The 5,807-nt window shown below is 73.9% G+C and carries 10 protein-coding genes; 8 read left to right on the forward strand and 2 right to left on the reverse strand.

Features of this window, described 5'->3' with window-relative positions; genetic code table 11:
- Positions 1 to 145: 145 nt before the first annotated feature.
- The 5 genes from ACTHMF_RS15230 (at position 146) to ACTHMF_RS15250 (ending at position 2,267) form a co-directional block, all read left to right on the forward strand.
- Positions 146 to 343 carry a hypothetical protein gene (locus ACTHMF_RS15230; protein WP_314148778.1) on the forward strand — a complete coding sequence of 66 codons (198 nt, stop codon included), beginning with the start codon at positions 146 to 148 and terminating at the stop codon, positions 341 to 343.
- A gap of 55 nt (positions 344 to 398) precedes the next feature.
- Positions 399 to 737: an ArsR/SmtB family transcription factor gene (locus ACTHMF_RS15235; protein WP_440318753.1), complete on the forward strand. Its 339-nt coding sequence runs from the start codon at positions 399 to 401 to the stop codon at positions 735 to 737.
- Positions 734 to 1,249 (forward strand): SRPBCC family protein, encoded by a 516-nt coding sequence (locus ACTHMF_RS15240; protein WP_440318755.1) that lies wholly within the window; start codon positions 734 to 736, stop codon positions 1,247 to 1,249. Before ACTHMF_RS15235 ends, ACTHMF_RS15240 begins: the two co-directional genes overlap by 4 nt.
- On the forward strand, positions 1,246 to 2,037 hold the full coding sequence (locus tag ACTHMF_RS15245) for an alpha/beta fold hydrolase (RefSeq protein WP_440318756.1): 792 nt from the start codon (positions 1,246 to 1,248) through the stop codon (positions 2,035 to 2,037). The genes ACTHMF_RS15240 and ACTHMF_RS15245 overlap by 4 nt, the downstream gene beginning before the upstream one ends.
- A 92-nt stretch (positions 2,038 to 2,129) precedes the next feature.
- Positions 2,130 to 2,267 carry a hypothetical protein gene (locus ACTHMF_RS15250; protein WP_314148774.1) on the forward strand — a complete coding sequence of 46 codons (138 nt, stop codon included), beginning with the start codon at positions 2,130 to 2,132 and terminating at the stop codon, positions 2,265 to 2,267.
- A 13-nt stretch (positions 2,268 to 2,280) separates the two neighbouring features.
- Here ACTHMF_RS15250 and ACTHMF_RS15255 read toward each other — a convergent pair whose 3' ends face one another.
- Positions 2,281 to 2,727 carry a hypothetical protein gene (locus ACTHMF_RS15255; RefSeq protein WP_440318758.1) on the reverse strand — a complete coding sequence of 149 codons (447 nt, stop codon included), beginning with the start codon at positions 2,725 to 2,727 and terminating at the stop codon, positions 2,281 to 2,283.
- A 74-nt stretch (positions 2,728 to 2,801) separates the two neighbouring features.
- Positions 2,802 to 3,632: an HAD-IIB family hydrolase gene (locus ACTHMF_RS15260; RefSeq protein ID WP_440318760.1), complete on the reverse strand. Its 831-nt coding sequence runs from the start codon at positions 3,630 to 3,632 to the stop codon at positions 2,802 to 2,804.
- Between the two features lie 178 nt (positions 3,633 to 3,810).
- Between ACTHMF_RS15260 and ACTHMF_RS15265 the strand changes: the two genes are divergently transcribed.
- The 3 genes from ACTHMF_RS15265 to ACTHMF_RS15275 are packed head-to-tail and all read left to right on the forward strand — an operon-like array spanning position 3,811 to position 5,662.
- Positions 3,811 to 4,662: a hypothetical protein gene (locus ACTHMF_RS15265; protein WP_440318762.1), complete on the forward strand. Its 852-nt coding sequence runs from the start codon at positions 3,811 to 3,813 to the stop codon at positions 4,660 to 4,662.
- Entirely contained in the window at positions 4,659 to 5,075 is a 417-nt protein-coding gene (locus ACTHMF_RS15270) for a phage holin family protein (RefSeq protein WP_314149155.1), read from the forward strand. The genes ACTHMF_RS15265 and ACTHMF_RS15270 overlap by 4 nt, the downstream gene beginning before the upstream one ends.
- Entirely contained in the window at positions 5,072 to 5,662 is a 591-nt protein-coding gene (locus tag ACTHMF_RS15275) for a DUF3618 domain-containing protein (RefSeq protein WP_440318764.1), read from the forward strand. Before ACTHMF_RS15270 ends, ACTHMF_RS15275 begins: the two co-directional genes overlap by 4 nt.
- Positions 5,663 to 5,807 lie beyond the last annotated feature (145 nt).

Genomic DNA, 5,807 nt, shown 5'->3' on the forward strand with positions numbered 1-5,807 from the left:
CCTACGCCCGCCCCTGACCCTCCCCGGACCCCACCCGCCCCCACCCGCCCCCACCCGCCGAGTACGCAGAGAATCTGCGTACTCGGCGGTTTCCGGGGCACTTTCTGCGTACTCGTGTGCCGGGGGCGTCCCGTAGGCTCGGAGCATGGTCGAGCGCACGAACGGGTCTCCGTGGTTCTTCATCGTGGGCATCGCGCTCGTGGTGATCGGCCTGGCCGGCCCGCTCCTGGTCGACGCCGCGACCGGCGACGTGCAGTGGCTGGTGCGCGGGATCGGCGTGCTGGTGGCCATCGGAGGCGGCGTGCTGATCGGCTTCGGGCTGCGCAGGCGCCGCGGCCGCTGAGCCGGATCCCTCCGGCCCCTTGCGGCCGCGCATCGTCCGGGCGTATTTTCCTCATATGGAAAGTACAGTCGCGGACATCGGCGCGGTGTTCGGCGCGCTCGCGGACCCCGTCCGGCGGCGGATCGTCGCCGAGCTGCGCGCGGGCGATGCGACGGTCGGCGAGCTGGCCGAGAGCATCGGCGCCGGGATGCCCGCCGTCTCCAAGCACCTGACCGTCCTGGAGAACGCCGGGCTGATCTCCCGGCACCGCGAGGCGCAGTGGCGCCGCTGCCGGCTCGAGGTCGCCGCGTTTCAGCGGCTGCAGGCGTGGCTGATCGACTACACCGACCTGTGGACGGGCAGTCTCGACCGGCTGGATGCGCTGCTCGCCGACGAGAGCGGAGCGTCCGCGTGACCGGCGCAACGACCGTGACCAGGGACGGCAGGACGCTCACGCTCGAGCGCGCGTTCGCCGCCTCCCCCGAGCGCCTCTGGCGCGCGCTCACCGAGCCGGACGAGCTGATGCGCTGGTGGGGGCCTCCCGGCCATCCGGTCGTCCACTGCACCGCGGACGTGCGTCCCGGCGGTGTCTGGCACTACTGTCTGCGCAGCGTCCGAACCGGCCGCGAGGTGTGGGCGAGGGCCGTCTACCAGGAGGTCGTCCCGCCCGAACGCCTGACCTACCTGGAGCGCTCCTCCACCTCGGAGGGCGACGTCACCGACGAGCGGCCCGGCGCGTTCGGAACGATCACGCTCCGCCCGGACGGGCCCGGCGCACGGTTCCGCGCCGTGCTGCGCTGGCTGGACGACCTCGACCGCGATCGAGCGTTCCGCGCGGGCGTCGCGGAGGGCTTCTCCGCCGCACTCGACCTCCTGCACGACCACCTGGACGACTCCCACCCTCGACGCGAAGGAACGCGACCATGACCTCCCTCACCTCCCCTGACGGCACCGCGATCGCCTACGAGATCCTCGGGCCGCAGGACGCCCCCGCGATCGTCCTCGTCGACGGTGCCATGTGCTTCCGCGATGCCGGACCGATGCGGCCGATCGCCGAGGCGCTCTCCAGCGAGGCGCGCGTCGTCCTCTACGACCGGCGCGGGCGCGGCGCGAGCACGGACACGGCCCCGTTCGCGGTCGACCGCGAGGTCGAGGACATCGCGGCACTGGTGGAGGCGGCAGGCGGGCGTGCGACGCTGTTCGGGATGTCCTCCGGCGGCGCGCTCGCGCTCGCGGCGGCGACGGCGCTCGGTCCCGAGCGGGTCGCGAAGATCGCGGTGTACGAGCCGCCGTTCATGCCGGAGCCCGCCATCCCCGCCGCGGCGGCGTACACGGCGGCGCTCTCCGCGGCGCTGGCCGAGGGCGACCGCGCGACGGCGGTCGAGCTGTTCCTGCGCCGCGTCGGCGTCCCGGACGCCGGCATCGAGGGGATGCGCCGCTCGCCCGGCTGGGAGCAGTCTCTGGCCATCGCGCCGACGCTCGGCTACGACGATGCGGCCCTCGGCGACAGCAGGGTCCCCGTCGAGCGGGCCGGGGCGCTCGCCGTCCCGCTGCTGGCCCTCGCCGGCGGGGCGAGCCCGGAGTTCCTGCGCTTCGGCGCGGAACGGCTCGCCGAGGCGGCGCCGGATGGGCACTACGCCCTGGTGGACGGCCAGACGCACGACGTCCAGGCCGCTCCGCTCGCCGTCCACCTGCTGGAGTTCCTGCGGGCGTGACACGGACGGCGATCGATAGCGCCGGAGGGTCGCCGAGGCGTTAGTGTTTCCCAGGGCGTCGCGCGGGGCGGGCCTGCTCATCCGGGGGGAACATGAGTCGACGTCAGGCCGTCACGGTCTCCATCCTGCTCGCGGTGATCGCCGCGGCGCTGATCGGCTTCGGGACGGCGACCGTCGTCGACTCGCTGAACGGCGTGCCCGTGCACTCGGGAGGCGGGCTGCAGCGCTGATCCGGCGTGCGCCTCAGGCGGCGGAATCGCGCAGCTCGTCGCGCAGCGCGACCAGGCTCATCGCGGGGGTCCCGTGCTCCGGCCCGCGCGCCCGGATCGCGATGTGCCGGCCGCCGGCGGGGACGAAGGCCGCGTCCAGCGCCGTCGCCACCATGAGCAGGTAGTAGCGCAGCAGGCAGGCCGCCTGATCGCGCAGCAGCAGCTGGTCGTCCGGGCACGGCATCGTCTCGATCCAGCGCGAGAGCTGCGTGAACGAGACGCGCAGCGCCAGCCCGGTGCGCGCGTCCGAGGCGCGCAGTGGCGCGCCGCGGGAGCAGCGTTCGAGGAGGTCCTCCGCGCGGTCCAGGTGCGCGACCGCCTCCTCGAGCACGGCGAGCAGGCCGATCCTGCCGAGCGCATCGTCCTCGCGCAGCACCGCCTCCGGCCGCGGCTGAGCGCGCCGGGCGCCGAACCAGCCCATCCCGACCTCCCCTCGCGGTGGACCGATTGTACGCCGGGGCGCCCCGCGTGAGAACGCCCGCGACGGGCACGGGACTAGGGGCGGAACGGGCGCGCGGTCGGGAAGTGCGCGCGCAGCATCACGCCGATGCCGTCCTCGTCGTTGCTCAGCGTCCTCGCCACGTGCGCGGCGGCGCCGAGCTCGGGCGCCGCGTTGCCCATCAGCACGCCGGTCCCCACGTTCTCGAGCAGCTCCAGGTCGGAGAGGGTGTCGCCGAACGCGATGACCTCCGCCAGGTCCGCGCCGAGATGACCGAGCAGGATCCGCAGCGCGGGAAGCTTCACCGCGGACGCGGGGACGAGCTCGATCACGTTCCGCACCCGGTGCACGAAGACCCCGGATGCGATCGCCCGCAGCCGCACCTCCAGGGCGGTCAGCTCGTCCGCCTCGCCGCGGAACATCACCTTGAACACGTCGGCTCCCGCCGGGGCGGTCAGCGCGGCGTCGATCGCGTCCGGCCAGACCGCGGTGTTCCGCGCCTCGCGCAGGCCCCAGTAGTCGAGCCGGTTCACGCGCCATTCGTCGCGCGTGTAGACCCCGGCGTGCACGTCGTGCCCTGCACCGATGGCGAGCGCCTCGCGCACGAAACCCGCCTCCAGCGGCGTCTCCGCCAGCTCGGTGAACGCGCCGTCCGGCTCCCGCGCCCAGACCAGCGCGCCGCCGAAGGTGCAGTAGGAGGCGGCGACGCCCAGCTGCTCCTCGACGATCGCGGTGGACTGCGGGCCGCGTGCCGTGACCAGGACGACGCGGACGTCGTGCTCCTCCACGACCCGGCGCACCTCCGACCCGGTGAAGGCCGGGATGCGCTTGTCGGAGCCGATCAGGGTGCCGTCGATGTCCAGGGCGAGGATGCGCGCAGCACTCATTCCGGCGACTCCACTCGCGCTCGTGATCGGGACTCCTTTCAGCCTACCGAGGCGATGGCACACTCCTAACCCGCTTATCCCCGCTCTCGGGCTCGCTGTCAATCGGCTGTGCCCGCTTCTCTTCCCGGGTCTGGATGGACGTCACCACGAACGAAACCCAACGGAAGGGAGCCGGAGCATGACGATCTCGGATGGCGACGCCGAAGGCACTCCGATCTTCGAGAGCACACGCCAAACCCACGACGAGCCCGTCACGTCGGGCGGGATGAGCAGCGGCGGGACGAGCGGCAGCGGCGGCCTCGGCGGCAGCAGCAGCGGTCAGGGCGCCGGCGGCACCGCTCAGGCCGCCAAGCAGGAGGCGGGCCGCGTCGCGGACTCCGCGGTCGACGCCGGCAAGGATGTCGCCGCCGTCGCGAAGGACGAGGCCGCGAACGTCGCACAGGAGACGAAGGAGCAGGCGAAGGACCTGTACCGCCAGACCCAGCAGGAGCTGCGCGAGCAGGCCGCGCTGCAGCAGGAGCGGGTGGCGAGCGGACTCCGCTCGATCGGCGACGAGCTGCAGCAGATGGCGAGCGCGTCCGAGGCGCAGGGCGTCGCGAGCGACCTCGTCGGGCAGGCGGCCCGCCGCACGCAGGCGGTCGCGGGCTGGCTGGACGAGCGCGACCCCGGCTCGCTGCTGCAGGAGGTGAAGTCGTACGCCCGGCGCAATCCGGGCACCTTCATCGCCGCAGCCGCGGTGGCCGGAGCCCTCGCCGGCCGCCTGACCAGGGCGCTCGCGTCCGGAGGCGACAGCGGCGGCGGCGGTGGAACCGGCAGCGCCGGCAGCGCCGGCAGCGCGGGCAGCTCCAGCACGAGCACGAGCGACCTGAGCGGCCGGGGCACCACCGCTTCCGCCCCGACCACCGCGACCGGCGTCCCCGCCCCCGCCTTCCCCCCTGCGGAGGGAACGGCCGGCGGCAGCGCCGTCCCCGGCGGCACCATCGCCGGCGGCACGGATGTGCCGGGCACCACCGCGGGAGGCCCGCTGTGACCGACGAACCCACCCCCTCGGAGGAGCGGGCGGCGACGACCTCGCTCGGCGACCTGCTCGCCGAGGTGTCACGCGACCTCTCGACCCTCATCCGCCAGGAGATGGAGCTCGCCAAGGCGGAGCTGCGGCAGACCGCCACCCGCGCAGGCAAGGGCGCGGGAATGCTCGGAGGCGCCGGCTACGCGGCGCTGATGGCGGTGTTCTTCCTGTCGATCGCCCTCTGGTGGGCGCTCGGATACCTGGTGGGCAACGCCTGGTCCGGCGTCATCGTCGCCGTGATCTGGGCGATCATCGCGCTGATCCTCTACCTGGTCGGCCGAAAGCAGCTGAAGACCGTGCAAGGGATGCCACGGACCGTCGAGACGGTCAAGGAGATCCCGGACACGCTGAAACGAAACGGAGAGAACCGATGAGTGACGACCCCGATGTGATCCGCGCCGAGATCGAGGCGACTCGACGCGACCTGAGCGGCGATGTGGACGCGCTGGCCGACAAGGTGACGCCGAGCAAGATCGCGCACCGCCAGACCAGGAAGGTGAAGGGCGCCTTCCACTCGCTGACCGAGCGGGTGATGGGCTCCGACGACTCCGCGCACCGCTCGCTCGGCGAGGCGGCGGGCGACCGGATCGGCGACGCGGCGGACGCCACGGCCGAGGCCGGCCGCCGGGTGGTGGCGAAGGCGGAGGGCAACCCGCTCGCGGTGGGCCTGATCGCCTTCGGCGTCGGCTGGCTCGCCGCCTCCCTCATCCCGGCGAGCGAGAAGGAGCAGCAGCTGGCGGAGGCGGCCAAGGACGCCGCCCAGCCGATGCTGCACGAAGCCGCCGAGGTGGGCAAGCAGATCGCGCAGGACCTGAAGGAGCCGGCGCAGGATGCCGTGCAGGCCGTCAAGGAGACGGCCCAGGACTCGGTGGAGACCGTCAAGGCGGAGGCCGCCGATCGCGCGAGCGACGTGAAGGACGACGCCACCGACGCCGGCCGGCGCCTGCAGGACGGCGCCTGAGCAGAACACCGGACGGGGCGGGGGGGGGCCCCGCGCCCCCCCCCCCCCCCCCCCCCCACCCCCCCCCCCACCACCGCCACAAACCAACCGCCGCCACCAAACCCCCCCCACCCCCCCCGCCCCCCCCCCCCCCCCCCCCCCCCCC

Source organism: Leifsonia sp. (assembly GCF_051955155.1).
Classification (GTDB): Bacteria; Actinomycetota; Actinomycetes; order Actinomycetales; family Microbacteriaceae; genus Leifsonia.

Coding starts and splice junctions, on each gene's coding strand:
- ACTHMF_RS15230 (WP_314148778.1), top strand. CDS start 146: ATGGTCGAGCGCACGAACGGGTCTCCGTGGTTCTTCATCGTGGGCATC.
- ACTHMF_RS15235 (WP_440318753.1), top strand. CDS start 399: ATGGAAAGTACAGTCGCGGACATCGGCGCGGTGTTCGGCGCGCTCGCG.
- ACTHMF_RS15245 (WP_440318756.1), top strand. CDS start 1,246: ATGACCTCCCTCACCTCCCCTGACGGCACCGCGATCGCCTACGAGATC.
- ACTHMF_RS15250 (WP_314148774.1), top strand. CDS start 2,130: ATGAGTCGACGTCAGGCCGTCACGGTCTCCATCCTGCTCGCGGTGATC.
- ACTHMF_RS15255 (WP_440318758.1), bottom strand. CDS start 2,727: ATGGGCTGGTTCGGCGCCCGGCGCGCTCAGCCGCGGCCGGAGGCGGTG.
- ACTHMF_RS15260 (WP_440318760.1), bottom strand. CDS start 3,632: ATGAGTGCTGCGCGCATCCTCGCCCTGGACATCGACGGCACCCTGATC.
- ACTHMF_RS15265 (WP_440318762.1), top strand. CDS start 3,811: ATGACGATCTCGGATGGCGACGCCGAAGGCACTCCGATCTTCGAGAGC.
- ACTHMF_RS15275 (WP_440318764.1), top strand. CDS start 5,072: ATGAGTGACGACCCCGATGTGATCCGCGCCGAGATCGAGGCGACTCGA.